At 70.8% G+C, this 18,370-nt stretch carries 15 protein-coding genes and 1 pseudogene; 12 read left to right on the top strand and 4 right to left on the bottom strand.

The annotated features are described in order from the left end of the window. Positions 1-81: 81 nt before the first annotated feature. Both ACFWP5_RS45975 and ACFWP5_RS45970 read left to right on the top strand, forming a co-directional pair. Positions 82-1,050 carry an NlpC/P60 family protein gene (locus ACFWP5_RS45975; protein WP_384171179.1) on the top strand — a complete coding sequence of 323 codons (969 nt, stop codon included), beginning with the start codon at positions 82-84 and terminating at the stop codon, positions 1,048-1,050. A 63-nt stretch (positions 1,051-1,113) separates the two neighbouring features. Then, positions 1,114-2,271, top strand: coding sequence for a hypothetical protein (locus tag ACFWP5_RS45970; RefSeq protein ID WP_384171177.1), 1,158 nt, complete (start codon positions 1,114-1,116; stop codon positions 2,269-2,271). Between the two features lie 17 nt (positions 2,272-2,288). On the opposite strand, the gene ACFWP5_RS45965 is transcribed toward ACFWP5_RS45970, so the two are convergent. Further along, on the bottom strand, positions 2,289-3,524 hold the full coding sequence (locus tag ACFWP5_RS45965) for a glycosyltransferase 87 family protein (protein WP_384171161.1): 1,236 nt from the start codon (positions 3,522-3,524) through the stop codon (positions 2,289-2,291). 136 nt (positions 3,525-3,660) lie between these two features. On the opposite strand from ACFWP5_RS45965, the gene ACFWP5_RS45960 reads away from it, so the two are divergent. Together ACFWP5_RS45960 and ACFWP5_RS45955 are read left to right on the top strand one after the other, a co-directional pair. Next, positions 3,661-4,803: a glycosyltransferase family 4 protein gene (locus tag ACFWP5_RS45960; RefSeq protein ID WP_384171158.1), complete on the top strand. Its 1,143-nt coding sequence runs from the start codon at positions 3,661-3,663 to the stop codon at positions 4,801-4,803. Between the two features lie 706 nt (positions 4,804-5,509). Beyond that, positions 5,510-7,096, top strand: a complete 1,587-nt coding sequence (locus tag ACFWP5_RS45955; protein WP_384171173.1) for a GMC oxidoreductase — start codon at positions 5,510-5,512, stop codon at positions 7,094-7,096. Positions 7,097-7,147: 51 nt separating this feature from the next. On the opposite strand, the gene ACFWP5_RS45950 is transcribed toward ACFWP5_RS45955, so the two are convergent. Continuing rightward, complete coding sequence (locus ACFWP5_RS45950) at positions 7,148-8,983, bottom strand: AMP-dependent synthetase/ligase (protein WP_384171155.1); 1,836 nt, start codon at positions 8,981-8,983, stop codon at positions 7,148-7,150. A 338-nt stretch (positions 8,984-9,321) separates the two neighbouring features. Between ACFWP5_RS45950 and ACFWP5_RS45945 the strand changes: the two genes are divergently transcribed. The 6 genes from ACFWP5_RS45945 to ACFWP5_RS45920 all read left to right on the top strand — a co-directional run bounded on the left by ACFWP5_RS45945 (position 9,322) and on the right by ACFWP5_RS45920 (position 14,683). Continuing rightward, a complete protein-coding gene (locus tag ACFWP5_RS45945) occupies positions 9,322-10,077 on the top strand; it encodes a metallophosphoesterase (RefSeq protein WP_384171170.1) in 756 nt (251 codons plus the stop codon). Between the two features lie 122 nt (positions 10,078-10,199). After that, positions 10,200-10,667 carry an SRPBCC family protein gene (locus tag ACFWP5_RS45940; protein WP_384171152.1) on the top strand — a complete coding sequence of 156 codons (468 nt, stop codon included), beginning with the start codon at positions 10,200-10,202 and terminating at the stop codon, positions 10,665-10,667. Positions 10,668-10,820: 153 nt separating this feature from the next. Next, a complete protein-coding gene (locus ACFWP5_RS45935; protein ID WP_384171149.1) occupies positions 10,821-11,990 on the top strand; it encodes an ArsA family ATPase in 1,170 nt (389 codons plus the stop codon). 90 nt (positions 11,991-12,080) lie between these two features. Continuing rightward, positions 12,081-12,575, top strand: coding sequence for a DUF5304 domain-containing protein (locus tag ACFWP5_RS45930; RefSeq protein WP_384171145.1), 495 nt, complete (start codon positions 12,081-12,083; stop codon positions 12,573-12,575). A gap of 54 nt (positions 12,576-12,629) precedes the next feature. Then, complete coding sequence (locus ACFWP5_RS45925) at positions 12,630-13,583, top strand: ROK family glucokinase (RefSeq protein WP_384171142.1); 954 nt, start codon at positions 12,630-12,632, stop codon at positions 13,581-13,583. 344 nt (positions 13,584-13,927) lie between these two features. Then, positions 13,928-14,683 carry an endonuclease/exonuclease/phosphatase family protein gene (locus tag ACFWP5_RS45920; protein ID WP_384171139.1) on the top strand — a complete coding sequence of 252 codons (756 nt, stop codon included), beginning with the start codon at positions 13,928-13,930 and terminating at the stop codon, positions 14,681-14,683. Positions 14,684-14,868: 185 nt separating this feature from the next. Here the strand turns inward: ACFWP5_RS45920 and ACFWP5_RS45915 are convergent, their stop codons facing one another. Both ACFWP5_RS45915 and ACFWP5_RS45910 read right to left on the bottom strand, forming a co-directional pair. Further along, positions 14,869-15,498: a hypothetical protein gene (locus ACFWP5_RS45915; RefSeq protein ID WP_384171136.1), complete on the bottom strand. Its 630-nt coding sequence runs from the start codon at positions 15,496-15,498 to the stop codon at positions 14,869-14,871. Then, on the bottom strand, positions 15,491-16,303 hold the full coding sequence (locus ACFWP5_RS45910; protein WP_384171167.1) for an alpha/beta hydrolase: 813 nt from the start codon (positions 16,301-16,303) through the stop codon (positions 15,491-15,493). Before ACFWP5_RS45910 ends, ACFWP5_RS45915 begins: the two co-directional genes overlap by 8 nt. 192 nt (positions 16,304-16,495) lie before the next feature. On the opposite strand from ACFWP5_RS45910, the gene ACFWP5_RS45905 reads away from it, so the two are divergent. After that, entirely contained in the window at positions 16,496-17,254 is a 759-nt protein-coding gene (locus ACFWP5_RS45905; RefSeq protein ID WP_384171164.1) for a lysophospholipid acyltransferase family protein, read from the top strand. Between the two features lie 30 nt (positions 17,255-17,284). Further along, positions 17,285-18,289 (top strand): annotated as a pseudogene (gene macS, locus ACFWP5_RS45900) (MacS family sensor histidine kinase); the annotation flags it as partial. Positions 18,290-18,370 lie beyond the last annotated feature (81 nt).

Genomic DNA, 18,370 nt, shown 5'->3' with positions numbered 1-18,370 from the left:
GGCCCCTACGAAGGAGGGGCTGAGCACGGTCGGTCTCCCGACACCGGCTTCAGCGCCCCGGAGGCGAGCCGCGCCGTAAGGATCGCCTGCGTCTTGAGCGCCGCCGCAGCGGCACTCGGCGCCATGCCGGCCACGTCCGCCGTGGCCGCGCCGCACGACGACAGCCGGGCCGAGGTGGACCGGCTCTACCACGAGGCCGAGCAGGCGACCGAGGCCTACGACAAGGCCGACGAGAGCGCCGGGCAGCTGCACCGCCAGGTGAGCGACGCCCAGGACCGGATCGCCCGGCAGCAGCAGCGCATCAACACCATGCGGGACGCGCTGGGTTCACTCGCCGGCGCCCAGTACCGCTCCGGCGGCATCGACCCCACCGTCGCGCTGCTGTTCTCCGACGACCCGGCCGACTACCTCGACAAGGCCTCCGTCCTCGACCGCATCACCAACCAGCAGGCGGGCCAGCTCAAGGACCTCCAGGAGGCCATGCGCGAACTCGCCCAGGAGCGCACCGAGGCCGCCGGGCACCTCGCCGAGCTGGAGCGCAGCCGCAAGGCCGTCGCCACCCACAAGAAGACCGTCGAGCGGAAACTCGCCAAGGCCCGGCAGCTGCTCAACCAGATGCCGCTCGCCGACCGCGCCTCCTTCGACCGGGCCTCCCGCTCCTCCCGCGAGGACATCCCCGACCTCGGCGCCGGCGTCCCCTCCTCGGGCCGCGCCGCAGCCGCCGTGGCCGCCGCCCAGTCCGCCCTCGGCCGGCCCTACGTCTGGGGCGCCAACGGCCCCGGCGGCTTCGACTGCTCCGGCCTGATGCAGTGGTCGTACGCCCACGCCGGCGTCCACCTCCCGCGCACCTCGCAGGAACAGCGCTACGCCGGCCATCGGATCCCGCTCTCCCAGGCCCAGCCCGGCGACCTGGTCGTCTACCGCTCCGACGCCAGCCATGTCGCCATGTACGTGGGCAACGGCCAGGTCATCCACGCCCCCTACCCCGGCGCGCCGGTGCGCTACGACCCGGTCGGCATGATGCCGGTCTCGTCGGTCACGAGGGTCTGAACCGGCGCGAAAGGGTCGTACGATCGGGAAGTGACTGGTCGTAGGCGGGCGTCGCGCTCCGGAGTGCTCGCGCTGTGTCTGCTGCTCGTCTCGCTGGTGGCGTGCGGCGGACAGCCGGCGGCGGACAGCGCGAAGGCGGAGGTGCAGCGCCTGCTGGACCGCCAGTCCACGGCGGTCCTGCACCACGACGGGACGGCGTACACGAGGACCGGCGCGCGCACGGCGTACGAGAACCTGAGCGCCGTCCCCTTCGCCTCCTGGTCGTACCGGCTGACCGCCCTCCGCCGCAGTGGCGCCACCGCGACCGCCGACGCCGAACTGAGCTACAAGGTCAAGGGCTACGACACCTCACCCGTCACGGTCGGCCGCACACTCACGCTCCGCCTCACAGCCGACGACCAGTGGTACGTCGACGCGGACAAGCCCGCCAAGAAGTCCGGCCAACAGCTGTGGGACCAGGGGAAGGTGAGCGTCGTCAAGGGCGCGCACAGCCTCGTGATGGGGGTCGGGCAGGACGCCGACACCCTGCGCGACTACCGCGCCCTCGCGGACGACGCCGTACCGGCCGTGTCGGACGCGTGGGGCACGGACTGGACCCGGCACGTCGTCGTGCTCGTCCCCGGCTCCCTGGACGGCATGGCGGGGCTCCTGGGCTCACCGGCGGCCTCCTACCGGGGCATCGCCGCGGTGACGACGGGCGAGGCGGGCGGCTCGGGGAGCGCGCCCGCGGACCGGATCATCGTCAACCCGGACGCGTACGCGCTCCTGGGTTCGGTGGGAAAGCAGGTGGTGCTGACCCACGAGACGACCCACGTGGCCACCCGCGCCCACACCACCCCCGCCACCCCCCTCTGGCTCTCGGAGGGCTACGCCGACTGGATCGGCTACCGAGGCACCGGCCGCACCCCCACCCAGGCCGCCCCGGAGCTCTACCGCGCCGTCGAGGCCGGCGACCTCCCGAACGCCCTCCCCACCGACAAGGACTTCGGCTTCAGCGGCGAGGCGACGAAGCTCGCGCAGGCCTACGAGGGCGGCTGGATGGCCTGCCGAATGGTCGAGGACCGCTGGGGAGTCGACCAACTGGGCAAGTTCTACCGGGCGGTTGGCGCCCACAAGAAGCGGTCCGGGGCGGTGGAGGACGCGCTGAAGAACGTCCTCGGGGTGACGCTGGACGACTTCACGGCGCAGTGGCGGGACTATCTCAGGGCTCAACTCGCCTGATCTGAAAGGGTCTTGGCCTAGGACGACGCCGAGGTCGCCTTCGACCGAGTCGCCTGACTCGGCAGTGGCGGTACATCCGCCCACGTGACCGACGCCCGCCACAACTCCCGTGCGGCCGTCACCGCCGCGGCCACGAGCAGGCCGTTGCGCACCAGCAGCAGTGTCACGCCCAGCCCGTCGCTGTTGACCACGTCGGCGAACCAGATCGGGAATTCCAGGACCGTGACGAAGGCCGCCGCAAGGACGAGGGTGACCGGGAGTTTCATGCGGCTGGCGCGGAAGCAGGAGCAGACGGCGGCGAGGCCGATCAGCCAGACGACGTACTGGGGGCTGATCACCCGGCTGGTGACCGTGAACATCAGGACCGCCACGAAGGCCGCGTCCGCGAGCGTGTGGGGCAGGAAGCGGGCCGCCGTCAGGCGCCAGAGCATGAGCCAGCCGAAGGCCATCGCGGTGAGGCCCAGGGCAGCCGTGCTGACCCAGTTGACGTACGGGCCGACGAACTCGACCGAGCCGTAGTTCAGGAGGACCTGGCCGTTCCACCCGAAGTGCCGGGCCACGTGGAAGACCAGGGAGCCCAGCGACTCCACCTCCGTACCCCGGTTGCGCTGGAAGGTCAGGAAGGCGAACGCGCCCGGCATCGACACCGCGAACAGGGACACGATCACCACTACCGTCACCGCCGCCGCTCCCCACGCGCGGCGCTTGACCGCGCCCAGCAGGAGCAGCGCCGGCCACACCTTCAGCAGCGCTCCGAAGCCGGCCAGCGCTCCCATCACACGCGGATGCCGGGCGCCCGCGAGCAGCGCGGCCACGGCGACCGCGGTCACCATCACGTCGTAGCGCGCGTACACGGTCGGGCCGAGCAGCGGGACGCCCGCGACCCAGACCCAGGCGCCGCGCAGGGTCCGGCCGGGGCGCAGGCCCGTGTACAGGAGCAGGGCCAGGACGGTCAGGTCGGCGAGGAAGGCGAGGACGAAGAACGCCGACGCGTAGTCGAGGAAGCCCAGCAGGGCGGGGGAGAGGATCGGGAGGGCGGCGGCGGGCGGGTACTGCCAGGTGACGTCGTCCAGCGGGAAGCCGCCGTGGCGGAGCGTCTCGTACCAGCCCTGGTAGATCACCGACACGTCGCTGGTGACGTCCGGGCCGGGGAACACGAGCACCTTGAAGACGAACAGCAGGAGTACGACTCTGGTCAGGCCCCAGGTTCCCAGCAGCGCCGCCAGCCGCCGTCTCGCGCCCGCAATCTCCACCTGAGCCCCTGTTCCGTGCCGTGCCGTGCCTGCCGGTGTGGGCCACATGTTCTCCCGATCTGCTGTGCGATGGCCATGAAGCGCGGCCGTGCGGGCCTGTGAGTCGTCGCCGGGTAGGGCCGGTAGGGTCTGCCGCGTGCGCAAGACCCTGATCGTGACCAATGACTTTCCGCCCCGGCCCGGTGGCATCCAGGCTTTTCTGCACAACATGGCGCTGCGCCTGGAGCCCGAGCGGATCGTCGTCTACGCCTCGACCTGGAAGCGCGGCCGTGAGGGCGCCGAGGCGACGGCCGCCTTCGACGCCGAGCAGCCGTTCACCGTCGTACGGGACGCCACGACCATGCTGCTGCCGACGCCCGCCGCGACCCGCAGGGCCGTGGGGCTGCTGCGTGAACACGGGTGTACGGCGGTGTGGTTCGGGGCGGCGGCGCCGCTCGGGCTGATGGCGCCGGCACTGCGGAAGGCGGGCGCGGAACGGCTGGTGGCCACCACGCACGGGCACGAGGCCGGGTGGGCGCAGTTGCCCGCCGCGCGTCAACTCCTGGGCAGGATCGGGGAGTCGACCGACACGATCACCTATCTCGGCGAGTACACGCGCTCGCGCATCGCCGGTGCGCTGAGCCCGGAGGCGGCCGCGCGGATGGTCCAACTCCCGCCCGGTGTCGACGAGAAGGCCTTCCACCCGGGGTCGGGTGGCGCGGAGGTCCGGGAGCGGCTCGGGCTGACCGACCGGCCCGTGGTCGTGTGCGTCTCGCGGCTCGTGGGGCGCAAGGGGCAGGACACGCTGATCCTCGCCATGCCGCGCATCCTGGCCCGACAGCCCGACGCCGTCCTGCTGATCGTGGGCGGCGGGCCGTACGAGAAGGAGCTGCGCAGGCTCGCGCGCGAGACCGGGGTCACCGACTCCGTGCGCTTCACGGGCGCCGTGCCCTGGTCCGAACTGCCCGCGCACTACGGCGCCGGAGACGTCTTCGCGATGCCGTGCCGGACCCGGCGCGGCGGCCTCGACGTCGAGGGGCTCGGCATCGTCTACCTGGAGGCGTCCGCCACCGGCCTGCCCGTCGTCGCCGGCGACTCCGGCGGCGCGCCCGACGCCGTACTCGACGGTGAGACCGGCTGGGTCGTACGGGGCGGTTCCCCGGAGGAGGCCGCCGACCGGATCGTCGCCCTGCTCGGAGACGCGGAGCTGCGGCAGAACATGGGCGAGCGGGGACGGCAGTGGGTCGAGGAACGGTGGCGGTGGGACCTCCTCGCGGAGCGGCTGAAGGAGCTGTTCTAGGGGCGGGCGCCGGGCTGCATCGATACGCGGCTCCGCTGCGCATGCGGCGCGACCTCTCGACGGGACCAGTTGCTTTTGGCGGTGCGGGGCCGCATCGATATGCGGCTCCGCCGGGTGGTCGGCGCGGCCCTGTTTTCAGGGGCGCGGGGAACGGCGCGACAAGCCACACACGGCCGGCAGCCGCCCGAAAAGATCACTTGGCACCCCGGATGGCGCCCCGAGACCAGCGCGGCTGCTTGGCGAACCCCCTGTTTTTGGGGGGCGCGGGGAACGGCGCGACAAACCACCTCCGACCCGCAGCCGTCCGAGCAGCTCACCCGGCACCCCGGACGGCGCCCGGAAATCTGCGCGGCCGCACGGTAGAACCCCCTGTTTTTGGGGGCGCGGGGCTGTGACATCAGCGGCTCCGCCGCGGGGCGCGACAAGCCACAGACGGCCGACAGTCGCCCGGACAGACCGCTTGGCACCCCGGATGGCGCCCGGAAAGCGGCGTGGCCGCTTGGCGGAGCCGGCTGTTTTCTGGGGGCGTGGGGAACGGCGCGCCGAGCCACCCCCAACCCGCACCCGCCCGAACACCTCACCCGGCACCCCAATAGGCGCCCCGAAATCGGCGCAGCCCCTTGGCGGAACCGAATAATCCGCACATGCTGCGCGCATGACAGCAAAACTGACGCAGCATCAGCTGACGAGACGTCAAATCCTGGGCATGATCGCCCTCCAGACCGCCGCCACCGCCGGTCTCACCCGTATCGGCCTGCAGTCCGCGCAGGCCGTCGAACCCGCGGCCGTCGAATCCGCGCCCGCGATCGTCGTCGGTTCCGGCTACGGCGGTGCGGTCGCCGCCCTCCGCCTCGGCCAGGCCGGCATCACCACCCTCGTCCTGGAGATGGGCAAGCTCTGGAACACGGCCGGTTCCGACGGCAAGATCTTCTGCTCCACCAGCGCCCCGGACCAGCGCTCCATGTGGTTCAAGACCCGCACCGAGGCACCGCTCGCCAGCTTCCTGTGGCTGGACATCGTCAACAAGGACATCACCCCGTACCCGGGGACCCTGGACCGCGTGCACTACGACAACATGTCCGTCTACGTCGGCCGGGGCGTCGGCGGCGGCTCGCTGGTCAACGGCGGCATGGCGGTCACCCCGCTCCAGTCGTACTTCACCGAGCAGTTCCCCGCCGTGGACGCCACCGAGATGTACGGCACGTACTTCCCGCGCGCCCGCACCATGCTCGGCGTCAACACGGTCGACCCGACCTGGTTCGAGTCGACGGAGTGGTACCAGTTCACCCGCACCTCACGGAAGGCCGCCACCACCGCCGGACTGAAGACCACCTTCGTGCCCAACGTCTACGACTTCGGCTACATGCAGAAGGAGGCCGCCGGCACCGCCACCAAGTCCGCGCTCGCCGCCGAGGTCATCTACGGCAACAACTACGGCAAGAAGAGCCTCGACAAGACCTACCTCGCCTCCGCGCTCGGCACCGGCAAGGTCACCATCCACACCATGGAGAAGGTGAGGGCGATCACGCGGGCGAGCGACGGGTCGTACGTCCTGACCGTCGACCGCATCGACGACACCGGCGCGGTCGTCGAGACCAAGCAGTACAGCTGCACCTATCTGTTCCTCGGCGGCGGCAGCCTCGGCACTACCGAACTCCTCGTCCGCGCCCGGGACACGGGCACGCTCCCGGCTCTCAACGCGAGCGTCGGAGCGGGCTGGGGGACCAACGGCAACACGATGGTCGGGCGCGCCAACCACATCTGGGACACGGTCGGCGCCAACGAGTCGACGATGCCGGTCATGGGCATCGACGACTGGGCCAACACCGACAACCCCGTCTTCGCGGAGATCGCCCCGCTGCCGATGGGCATCGAGCACTGGATCAGCCTGTATCTGGCGATCACCAAGAACCCGCAGCGGGCGTCGTTCACCTACGACTCCGCCTCCGGCACGGTGAAACTCGGCTGGACCGCGGCGCAGAGCGCGGTCTCGGTCGCCATGGCGAAGAAGCTGTTCGACCGGATCAACGCGGCGAACGGGACGGTCTACCGGTACGACCTGTTCGGCTCCAGCAGCAAGGTCTTCGCCGACGACTTCTGCTACCACCCGCTCGGCGGCTGTGTGTTGGGCAAGGCGACCGACAACTACGGCCGGGTGAAGGGGTATTCGAAGCTGTACATCACCGACGGCTCGCTCGTGCCGGGATCGATCGGGGTGAACCCGTTCGTCACCATCACCGCGCTCGCCGAACGCACGATGGCGCGGGTCCTCGTCGAGGACACCGCGCCATAGGCCGGGCGGATCAACTGGCCTGCTGCTTCAGGTAGTTGACCAACCGGCCTGCTACTTCTGGTAAATGGCCTCGATCTCGTCCGCGTAGTCCTTCGCGACCACATTGCGCTTGAGCTTCAGGGACGGCGTCAGGTGGCCCGACTCCTCCGTGAACTGGGAGGACAGAATGCGGAACTTCCGCACCGATTCCGCCTTCGACACCGCGGCGTTGCCGTCGTCGACCGCGTCCTGGACCGCCTGCACCAGGTCCGGATCGTCACGCAGCGACGCCGCGGTGGAACCCGTCGGCTTGCCGTGCTCGGCAGCCCAACGGCCCAGGAACTCGTCGTCGATGGTGACCAGCGCGCCCACGAAGGGCCGCCCGTCGCCGACGACCATGCACTCCGCGACCAGCGCGTGCGCGCGGATGCGGTCCTCGATCACGGCCGGGGCGACGTTCTTGCCGCCCGCGGTGACGATGATCTCCTTCTTGCGCCCCGTGATGCTGAGGTAGCCGTCCTCGTCGAGGGTGCCGATGTCCCCGGTGTGGAACCAGCCGTCGGCCAGCGCCTCGGCCGTAGCGGCCTCGTTGTTCCAGTAGCCCTTGAACAGGTGCTCGCCGTGCAGCAGCACCTCGCCGTCGTCCGCGATGCGCACGACCGAGCCGGGCAGTGGCTGGCCGACCGTGCCGATCTTCGTCCGGTCCCAGGGGTTGAACGCGGTGGCCGCGCAGGACTCGGTCAGGCCGTAGCCCTCCAGGACCGTGAAGCCGATGCCGCGGAAGAAGTGGCCCAGGCGCTCGCCCAGCGGGGCGCCGCCGGAGATGGCGTACTCGCCCTTGCCGCCGAGCACCGCGCGCAGCTTGCTGTAGACGAGCTTGTCGAACGTCTTGTACTTGATCTTCAGGCCCAGCGACGGACCCGACGGGGTGTCCAGCGCGCGGCTGTACAGGATCGCGGTGTCCGCGGCCTTGTCGAAGATCTTGCCCTTGCCGTCCGCCTGCGCCTTGGCGCGCGCCGAGTTGTAGACCTTCTCGAAGACACGCGGCACGCCCAGGATCAATGTCGGGCGGAACGAGGCGAGTTCGTCGGTGAGGTTCTTGATGTCCGGGACCAGGCCCAGCTTGATCGGCGCCATCATCGGCGCGATCTGCACCAGCCGCCCGAAGACGTGCGCGAGCGGCAGGAACAGCAGCACCGAGCACTCGCCGGTGCGGAACAGCGGGCGCAGCCGCTCCACGATGTTGCCGCACTCCGCGAAGAAGCTGCGGTGGGTGAGCACACAGCCCTTGGGCCGGCCGGTGGTGCCACTCGTGTACACGATGGTCGCCGGGTCGTCGGCCTTCGCCAGCGAGCTGCGCTCCTCGACCGTCGCGTCGGTGACGTCCTTGCCCGCGCGGTCCAGCTCGTCGATCGCGCCGGCGTCGATCTGCCAGACGTGCTTGAGCGCGGGCAGCTGCGCACGCACCGACTCGACGGTGGCGGCGTGCCCGTCCTGCTCCACGACGACGGCGGTGGCGCCCGAGTCGCTCAGGATCCACTGCACCTGCTCCGGCGAGCTGGTCTCGTACACCGGCACGGTGATCGCGCCCGCACACCAGATGGCGAAGTCGAGCAGCGTCCACTCGTACCGCGTGCGGGACATCAGGCCGACCCGGTCGCCGGGCTCGACGCCGGAGGCGATGAGCCCCTTGGCCGCCGCGTGCACCTCGGCGAGGAAGACCGTGGCGGTCACGTCCTGCCAGGCGCCTCCCCCAGCCTCCGGCCGGGGGGACCCCCATTTCGCTCCGCTCGCCTTGCGGGCGATCACGGCGACATCTGGGTGCTGCGCGGCGTTTCTGCGGACGATGTCGGTCAGATTGCCGTCCGCAGGGACCTCGTACAAAGCCGGAAGGCTGAACTCGCGCAAGACTGCTGCTCCTCATAGGGCGCCGGCGCCACGACGTTGTGTGATGCGACGGTCCGGTCCAAGACTCGGGCAGGTGCATCAGGACCCGGTGGTTGAAATCCTGAGCACGACTGGACTGCCCGGACGTTACCCGTCGGTATGGCTCCTACGACAGGGGGGTCCGGCGAGATGTTCGCTGCGTCACACAGATTGGTGTTTCCTGGCGCACAGTAGTCCACGCCTTTCTTGACTGGCCAGTAACCGCAAGGTCCGCCGCCACTGTTCACGTTTGCCGCACACGCCTACGCTTGATCGTCATGGCACCCACACCGGCCGGAAACTCCGGGACGCGCATCCACGTGGTCAGCGACGTGCACGGCAACGTCCGTGACCTGGCCAGATCCGGCGAGGGTGCCGACGCCCTGATCTGCCTGGGCGACCTGGTCCTCTTCCTCGACTACGCCGACCACTCGCGCGGGATCTTCCCCGAACTGTTCGGCGAGGAGAACGCGGACCGCCTGGTCGAGCTGCGCACCGCCCGCCGCTTCGAGGAGGCCCGCGAACTCGGCGCCCGCCTGTGGGGCGCGGTCGGCGGGGACCGCGCGGCCCTGATCGAGAAGGCGGTGCGCAAGCAGTACGCCGAGATGTTCGCGGCCTTCCCCGCCCCGACGTACGCCACCTACGGCAATGTCGACATGCCGACCCTGTGGTCCGAGTACGCCGGACCCGGAACGACCGTGCTCGACGGCGAACGCGTCGAGATCGGCGGCTGGACGTTCGGCTTCGTCGGCGGCGGCCTCCGCACCCCCATGCGCACGCCGTACGAGATCAGCGACGAGGAGTACGCCGCCAAGATCGAGGCCGTCGGCGAGGTCGACGTCCTGTGCACCCACATCCCGCCCGAGGTCCCCGAGCTGGTCTACGACACCGTCGCGCGCCGCTTCGAGCGCGGCAGCCGTGCCCTCCTGGACGCCATCCGCCGTACCAGGCCCCGCTATTCACTGTTCGGCCACGTCCACCAGCCGCTCGTGCGGCGGATGCGGATCGGGGCGACCGAGTGCGTGAACGTGGGGCACTTCGCGGGGAGCGGCACGCCCTGGGCGCTGGAATGGTGACCGCCCCCTGATGTCCGCAGGTAGGGGGTGAAGTGGGGCGGTCGGCCGCGCGGTAGCCTTCACGCTGCACGCACACGCGCACGGCGATGTCCCACCGGCCCGCATCTGGAGGAGCCACAGCGATGGCGGAACACACCAGCTCGAGCATCACGATCGAGGCGGCACCGGCCGAAGTGATGGAAGTGATCGCCGACTTCGCCCGCTACCCGGACTGGACCGGCGAGGTGAAGGAGGCGGACGTCCTCAAGACCGACGACCGGGGCCGCGCCGAACAGGTCCGGCTCGTCATGGACGCCGGCGCGATCAAGGACGACCAGACCCTCGCGTACACCTGGACCGGCGACAACGAGGTCTCCTGGACCCTCGTCAAGTCCCAGATGCTGCGCTCCCTGGACGGCTCCTACCTCCTCAAGCCCGCGGGCGCGGGCGCCACGGAGGTCACGTACCTCCTCACGGTGGACGTCAAGATCCCCATGCTCGGCATGATCAAGCGCAAGGCCGAGAAGGTCATCATCGACCGGGCGCTGGCGGGGCTTAAGAAGCGGGTGGAGTCGGGGGAGGACCAGGGGGCGAAGTCGGGGGAGCAGTAGGGGTGGAGTCGGAGGCTTCGCAGCCCAGGCCGGCACAATCCAGCCCGTCCGGCGCTTGAGGACGAGGCCCCTTCAGGGCCGAAGCGGGGGCCTGGGGGCGGCAGCCCCCAGCAACGGCGCCCAACCCCCACGCAGCGACTACCGTTCACTCATATGCGTACCATCCTGATCACCGGCCCAGGCGGCAGCGGCCGCAGCACCATCGCCGCAGCCACCGCACAAGCCGCCGCAGGCAACGGCACCCGGACACTCCTCCTCGGTGCCGACCGCGGCGACACCCTCGGCGCCGCCCTGGGTGTGGTGACGGGAGCGGCGCCCGTGAAGGCCGCCGAGAACCTCACGGCATGGCGCCCCGACGCCACGGAGTCCTTCCGCACCGACCTCACCGCCTTCCAAGAACGCGCCTCCACCGCCCTCGAACTCCTGGGCGCCGCCCGCCTGGACGCGGAAGAGCTCACCCCCCTCCCCGGCGCCGAGGAACTCGCCCTCCTCCGCGCCCTGCGGGACGCGGCCCTCTCGGAGGCCTACGACCTCCTCGTCGTAGACCTCCCGCCGACCCCCCAAGCACTCGCCCTCCTCGCGCTCCCCGAGGAACTCCGCCGCTACCTCCGCCGCCTCCTCCCGGCCGAGCGGCAAGCGGCCCGCGCCCTGCGCCCGGTCCTCGGCCGCCTCGCAGGCGTCCCGATGCCCTCGGAGTGGCTCTACGACACGGCCGGCCGCTGGGACGTCGAACTGGCCGCCGTGGAAGCGGTTCTCGCGGACCGGAACACGACCGTACGACTGGTCGCCGAGCCGGGACCGGCCGGCGCCGACGCCGTCCGCGCGGCCGGTCTCGCGCTCGCCCTGCGCGGTCTGCGCCCCGATGTGCTGGTCGCCAACCGGGTGCTGCCCGAGTCCGTAGAGGACACCTGGCTCGCCGGCCTGGGCGTGCAGCAGCGCAAGACCCTGGACGAGTGGCAGGGGACGTACGACGTCCAGCAGGTCCCGCACCGCGGGCACGACCCCCGCGGCACCGACGACCTCACCGCGCTCGGCGTGCCCGGTGTCAACGCGGCCGGTTCCACGGTCGAGTGGCCCGTCACGGACCGGCTGACCGAGGACGGCGTGCTGGTCTGGGGCATCCCGCTGCCCGGCGCGATACGGGACGAGCTGGATCTGGTCCGCCGGGGCGACGAACTCGTCGTCACCGTCGGCAGGTTCCGCCGTATCGTGCCGCTGCCGTCGGCCCTGCGCCGCTGCACGGTGGCAGGCGCGGCCCTGCGCGAGGGCGAACTGCGCATCCGTTTCGCCCCCGACCCGGAGCTGTGGCCGCAGGGAAGGTGACCGAGTACGGATTCGTGGGGCCCGACCCCGTGAAGCACGTACGCCCATTCGGGTAACGTCGTAGAGACGAACCGTAGTCAGGAGTCCGTCATGAGCGAAGAGCTCCCCCCGTCCGACGCCGGCAAGGACGAGGCGCTGGACGAGGTACGGGCGACCGACGCCGACGCCTGGGCGACGGCGGCCGCCGAAGACCTCGCGGCGGAGAAGGCCCGCCGCCGCACCCAGTACGGCCCGCCCCCGGGCTCGGCCGCCGAGGAACTGCGCAAACTCGTCGACACCGTCGCGGACAAGCTGTCCGGCCTCCAGTCCCCGCTGCTCGGCCAGGTCGCCGGACCGGCCGCCCAGCAGGTGGTGAAGCAGGTCGTCCAGCAGGCCAAGGCCGCCGTCGAGCCCGTCATCGAACGCAACCCGGACGTCTTCGACCACCTCGCGGCGGCCGGAAACGAACTCCTCGCCGCGTACCGCTCCGCGGTCCAGGCACAGGAGCAGCGCTGGACGGCACGCGACAGCGAGCTGAAGGACCTGCGCGACCGCCGTGACCGGGGCGAGGACCCGGGCCCGGGGGAGCGCATCGACCTGGACTAGAGGGCCCTCGGGTACGGTGGGCCGTAGCGGGGCTCGACCGAAACTGAGGGATTCATGGGACTCACCATCGGCGTCGATATCGGCGGCACGAAGATCGCGGCCGGGGTGGTCGACGAGGAAGGCAACATCCTCTCGACCCACAAGGTGCCGACCCCCGGCACGGCCGAGGGAATCGTGGACGCCATCGCCGCCGCCGTCGAGGGCGCGCGCGCCGGGCACGAGATCGTCGGCGTGGGTATCGGTGCGGCCGGGTACGTCAACCGCCAGCGCTCCACGGTCTACTTCGCGCCGAACATCGACTGGCGCCAGGAGCCGCTGAAGGAGAAGGTCGAGGCCCGCGTGGGCCTCCCCGTCGTCGTGGAGAACGACGCGAACGCCGCGGCCTGGGGCGAGTACAAGTTCGGCGCCGGCAAGGGCCACCGCAACGTCATCTGCATCACGCTCGGCACCGGCCTCGGCGGCGGCATCATCATCGGCAACAAGCTGCGCCGCGGACACTTCGGCGTGGCCGCCGAGTTCGGCCACATCCGCATGGTGCCGGACGGCCTGCTGTGCGGCTGCGGCTCACAGGGCTGCTGGGAGCAGTACGCCTCGGGCCGCGCGCTCGTGCGCTACGCCAAGCAGCGCGCGAACGCCACCCCCGAGTCCGCGGAGGTGCTGCTCTCGCTCGGCGACGGCTCCCCCGAGGGCATCGAGGGCAAGCACATCTCCATGGCCGCCCGCCAGGGCGACCCGGTGGCCGTCGACTCCTACCGCGAACTGGCCCGCTGGGCCGGCGCCGGCCTCGCCGACCTGGCCTCCCTCTTCGACCCCTCCGCCTTCATCGTCGGCGGCGGCCTCTCGGACGAGGGCGAGCTGGTCCTCGACCCCATCCGCAAGTCCTACAAACGCTGGCTGGTAGGCGGCAACTGGCGCCCGGTCGCCGAGGTGATCGCGGCCCAACTGGGCAACAAGGCGGGCATGGTGGGAGCGGCGGACCTGGCGAGGGAGCCGGACCCGATCATGTGACGGCTGCTTCTTGGAGACCCACTTCTTGAGTGACACCGGTTCCCCACGCCCCGCTTTTGCTTTTGGGGCGCGGGGAACCGGTGTTTCTGGGGGCGCGGGAGAGCTGCTGCTTTTGGGGCGCGGGGGCTCCTGCTTTTCGGAGCGCGGCGAGCTGCTGCCCTCAGGGGCGCGGGAAGCTCCTGCTCTTGGGAGCGCCGCGAACTGCCGCCTTTCAGGGGCGCGGGGCTGTGCCGATATGCGGCTCCGCCGCGTGGGCGCGACCAGCCACAACGGGCCGGCAGCCAAAACACGATCCGCAAGTCCCTCCACTCCAGCCACCCGCACCACGTCGTATCTTGATCCGCATGGCGACGACCCCGCTGCTCCCCAACTCCCGCACCGCCCCCGACGGTTCGGCAACCATCCGCGTCCTGAGCTACAACATCCGCTCGATGCGCGACGACACGGACGCCCTGGCTCGGGTGATCACGGCCTGCGCCCCCGACCTCGTCCTGATCCAGGAAGCCCCTCTCTTCTTCCGCTGGCGCAAGAAGCTGGCCCGCCTCGCGTCCGCCTCCGGCCTGGTGGTCCTCTCCGGCGGCGCCACCGCCGCCGGCCCCGCCCTGCTGTGCTCACTGCGGGCGACGGTCGAGCGGACGGAAGACGTGCTGCTGCCGCTCACCCCGGGCCAGTTCCGACGCGGCTTCGCGACCGCGGTCGTACGGTTCGGAGGCGCCCGGCTCGGAGTCCTCAGCTGTCACCTCAGCCTCCGCCAGGACGAGCGCTACGAACAGGGCGGCATGCTGCTCGACCGGCTGGCCGGAATGGGCGTGGACCACGTGATCGCGGGCGGCGACCTCAACGACCGCCCCGACGGCCGGACTTTCGGCCGGCTGGCCAAGGAACTGCAGGACTGCTGGGCCACCGCCCACTGGGGCGACGAGTACACCTGGACCCCCGGCAACCCCTTCCAGCGCATCGACGCGATCTTCGCCACGCAGGGCATCGAGGTACTCGGCTGCGGGGTGCCGCTAGGACTGCCGGGGGTGGAGGAGGCCGACATCAAGCGGGCGACGGATCACTTCCCCGTGCTGGCCGCAATGCGCGTGCCCGCGGCCTGAACCGAAGCCGCCGGGCGGAGTCCTGCGCAGCCACCCGAAGCCTGCGAGGCCCACCGGGGCCGAGCAGTGCGAGGGGGCGTCGAGAGGCACTGCCGTGAGGGCGGCCACCGACCACTTCCCGGTGCTGGCCGCCCTCAGAGTTCCCGCGAGCTCAAGGACGAGACGAGCTCAAGGAACGAGACGAACTAGACGACCGCGCCCCGCCCCGGATCGTCCCCGTCCTCCTCGTCCGTCCGCATCCGCATCACCAACGTGCCGAATCCGCCCAGGAACCCGCCGATGCCGATGGTCGCCAGCCACCAGGTCATGTCCCAGCTGAGCAGCACCGCCAGCAGCAGGAGGATGGGGCCGCCGATCACCCCGAGCCAGGCGAACTTGGACGTCGTGTCGGCGTCCGGCAGCGGAGGCGGCTCCGGCGGCACGAAGTGACCCTCGTCGTCCTCGTCGAAGTCCTCCTCGGAGGAGTCCGGCGAGGAGTAGTCACGTGGACCGCCGACACCGGGCGCGAAGGAGACCGAACTGCCCAGCGGCCCGGCGGGCGCCGGCGGCTCCTGCTGGTCCGCGGACGTGTCCTCGGCGCCGTCCCCGTCCTTGCCTTTGTCCCTGCCTTTGTCCTTGGCCTTCGGCTGCTCGTCGTTCTTCTCGGGATCGAGCAGCGCGAGATCCTCGATCGACTTGAACGGCTTGGCGCCCGGCGGATCCTTGGGCTCGTCGCCGTATCCGGCGACGATCGCGGCCCACGCGGCCTCCTCGTCGAACGGGACGCCCTGCTCGTCCGGTTCGAGGCCCTCGCGGTCGGAGTCGTGCTCAGCCACCTGTGGCCGTCCCTTCCTGCTCGCTCACCCGGCCCGTGTCGGACGCCTGCTTGCCGACACTGGGTGCGAGCCGGCCGATGAACGCGAAGCTCTCCTCGAAAATCCGGTCCGCGTCGTGGTCCAACGTCGCGACGTGGTAGCTCTGTTCCAGCAGGATCTCCGTCACGTCGGCCGAGGAAACCCGACTGAGGACACGAGCCGAGTCGGCCGGCGGAACCACATGGTCCTGGGGGCTGTGCAGCAGCAGGAGCGGCTGGGTGACCTGCGGCAGCTCGCGGTCGACCAGTCGGAAGAAAGTGCGCAGGGAGTGCGCGGAGTGCAGCGGCACCTTGTCGTACCCGACCTCCTCGCTGCCCTCCTTCGCGATGTCGCTGGCGATACCCGGCGCCGTACGCACCAGATGGCGGGCCACCGGAAGGGCGTACGCCGCGAGGCCGTGCACCTTGATGCCCGGGTTGACGACCATGACGCCGCTGATCTCGTCGCCGTGCTTCGCGGCCAGCCGCAGGGCCAGCGCGCCGCCCATGGACAGGCCCGCGACGAAGACCTGCGAGCAGCGCTCGCGCAGGGCGCGCAGCTCGCGGTCCACCTCCGCGTACCAGTCCTGCCAGCCGGTGAGCTGCATGTCCTCCCAGCGCGTGCCGTGCCCGGGCAGCAGCGGCAGCGACACGGTGAGGCCGCGCTCGGCCAGATGCTCCGCCCAGGGGCGCAGCGACTGCGGGGAACCGGTGAAGCCGTGGCAGAGGAGAACTCCGACCTCCCCGCCCTCGTGGCGGTACGGCTCGGCTTCGGGGAGGACCGGCACCTTCGGTCTCCTGTTCATGAGAGGGGCGTGTTCGCGAGACGCGTGTTCATGAGAGGGGTGTGAACAAGTCCAGGTGCGGTTAACCGTACGCGACCGCACTGACACCGACCAGGGTCGTCGGGTCCTTTGAGGGTGCTCCGGGTTAAGGTCTGATCGACGGACACGGGAGGCACTCGGTTGTTGTACGGCACGATGAAGGTCGCCATCGGGGGACCGCTGAAGGTCGCCTTCCGACCCTGGGTGGAGGGCCTGGAGAACATTCCGGACGAGGGCGCCGCCATCCTGGCGAGCAATCACCTCTCGTTCTCGGACTCGTTCTTCCTGCCCGCGGTCCTCGACCGCAAGGTGACCTTCATCGCGAAGGCCGAGTACTTCACGACGCCCGGGGTGAAGGGCAAGCTGACGGCCGCGTTCTTCAAGGGCGTCGGCCAGCTCCCCGTGGACCGTTCCGGTGCGCGCGGGGCGGGCGAGGCCGCGATCAAGAGCGGGATCGACGTCCTGGAGCGCGGTGAACTGTTCGGTATCTATCCGGAGGGCACGCGCTCCCCAGACGGGCGCCTCTACCGCGGCAAGCCCGGCGGCCTCGCGCGCGTGGCGCTCGCCAGCGGCGCTCCGGTCATCCCCGTCGCGATGATCGACACGGAGAAGATCCAGCCGCCCGGCAAGGTCATGCCCAAGCTGATGCGCCCGGGCATCCGGATCGGCAAGCCGCTCGACTTCAGCCGGTACAACGGCATGGAGCACGACCGCTTCGTCCTCCGCGCGGTGACCGACGAGGTCATGTACGAGATCATGAAGCTCTCCGGCCAGGAGTACGTCGACATCTACGCGACCGCCGCCAAGCGGCAGATCGCGGACGCGGCGAAGGCCGACAAGGATGCGGAGAAGGCGGCCGAGAAGGCGGCCAAGGCCGCACTCGCACAGGCGGAGCAGGAGCAGACCAGCCCCTAGTCGGGGCGGTCTGTGTCGGGGGTGGGGGAGATGGCCAAGCAGGTCCGTGTCGTCAGGATGTCGGTCGAGCAGCCGCTGTGGCGCGCGCTGAGCGGCTATCGCGTGCTGACCATGCTGTACGCGATCGGGCTGTTCGCCAGCGCCTACGACGAGTTCGACCGTCCGGGCATCGCCATCGCCTTCTACGTCGTCCTGTTCGTCTGGACGCTCGCCACCCTGCCCCGGATACAGAGCGCGGTCGCCTGCACCAAGCGCTTCCTCGCCGTCGACCTCTCGATCGCGCTGATCGGCATCGTCCTCACCCCGCTCGCGGCCGACGACCACCACATCCACAGCGGCGGCCCCACCCTGCCGTCGATATGGACCGCCGGCTCGGTCCTCGCCTTCGCCATCAAGGGCGGCTGGCGCTGGGCCGCGTTCGCCTCCACGCCGGTCGCCGCCGCCAACCTCGTCGAGCGCGGTTCGCCGGCCCGCGACACCGTCCACAACGTGGTCCTCGTCTGGGTCGCCTCCATCGCCATCGGCTACGTCGTGGAGGTCGCCCGCGCCTCCGAGCGCACCCTCGCCCGGGCCCTGGAGATCGAGGCCACCACCCGGGAACGGGAGCGGCTCGCCCGCGACATCCACGACGGCGTCCTCCAGGTGCTGGCGATGGTGCAGCGACGCGGTGCCGTGCTCGGCGGCGAGGCGGGCGAACTGGGCCGGATGGCGGGCGAACAGGAGGTCGCGCTGCGCACCCTGGTCTCCGGCGCCCTGGTGCCCCTCTCCCGGGTCTCGCTGGACGCGGCGGAGGGCGCGGTCGTGAGAGCCGTAGAAGACGAAGTGGACGAACCCGACGACGGGTCGGTCGATCTGCGGGTGCTGCTCGCGCCGTACGCCGCCGCGAAGGTGAGTTTCGCCGAGCCCGGTGCTCCGGTGCCCTTGCCCGCGCCCTCGGCGAAGGAGCTGGCCGCCGCTGTCGGTGCCGCCCTGGACAATGTGCGCAGGCATGCCGGTGAGGACGCGTGTGCGTGGATCCTGGTCGAGGACGATCCCTAAGGGGTAGGCGGGGTTTTCGGCCATGAGGGTGCGGCTCCTCGGACGGGCGTGCGGTGGGCGCTACGGCTCTGGAGCGGC

The sequence above is a fragment of the Streptomyces sp. NPDC058469 genome, assembly GCF_042721125.1.
GTDB lineage: Bacteria > Actinomycetota > Actinomycetes > Streptomycetales > Streptomycetaceae > Streptomyces.
The sequence above is the reverse complement of the archived record's forward strand: the minus strand, read 5'-3'. Positions and strand labels throughout refer to the sequence as shown.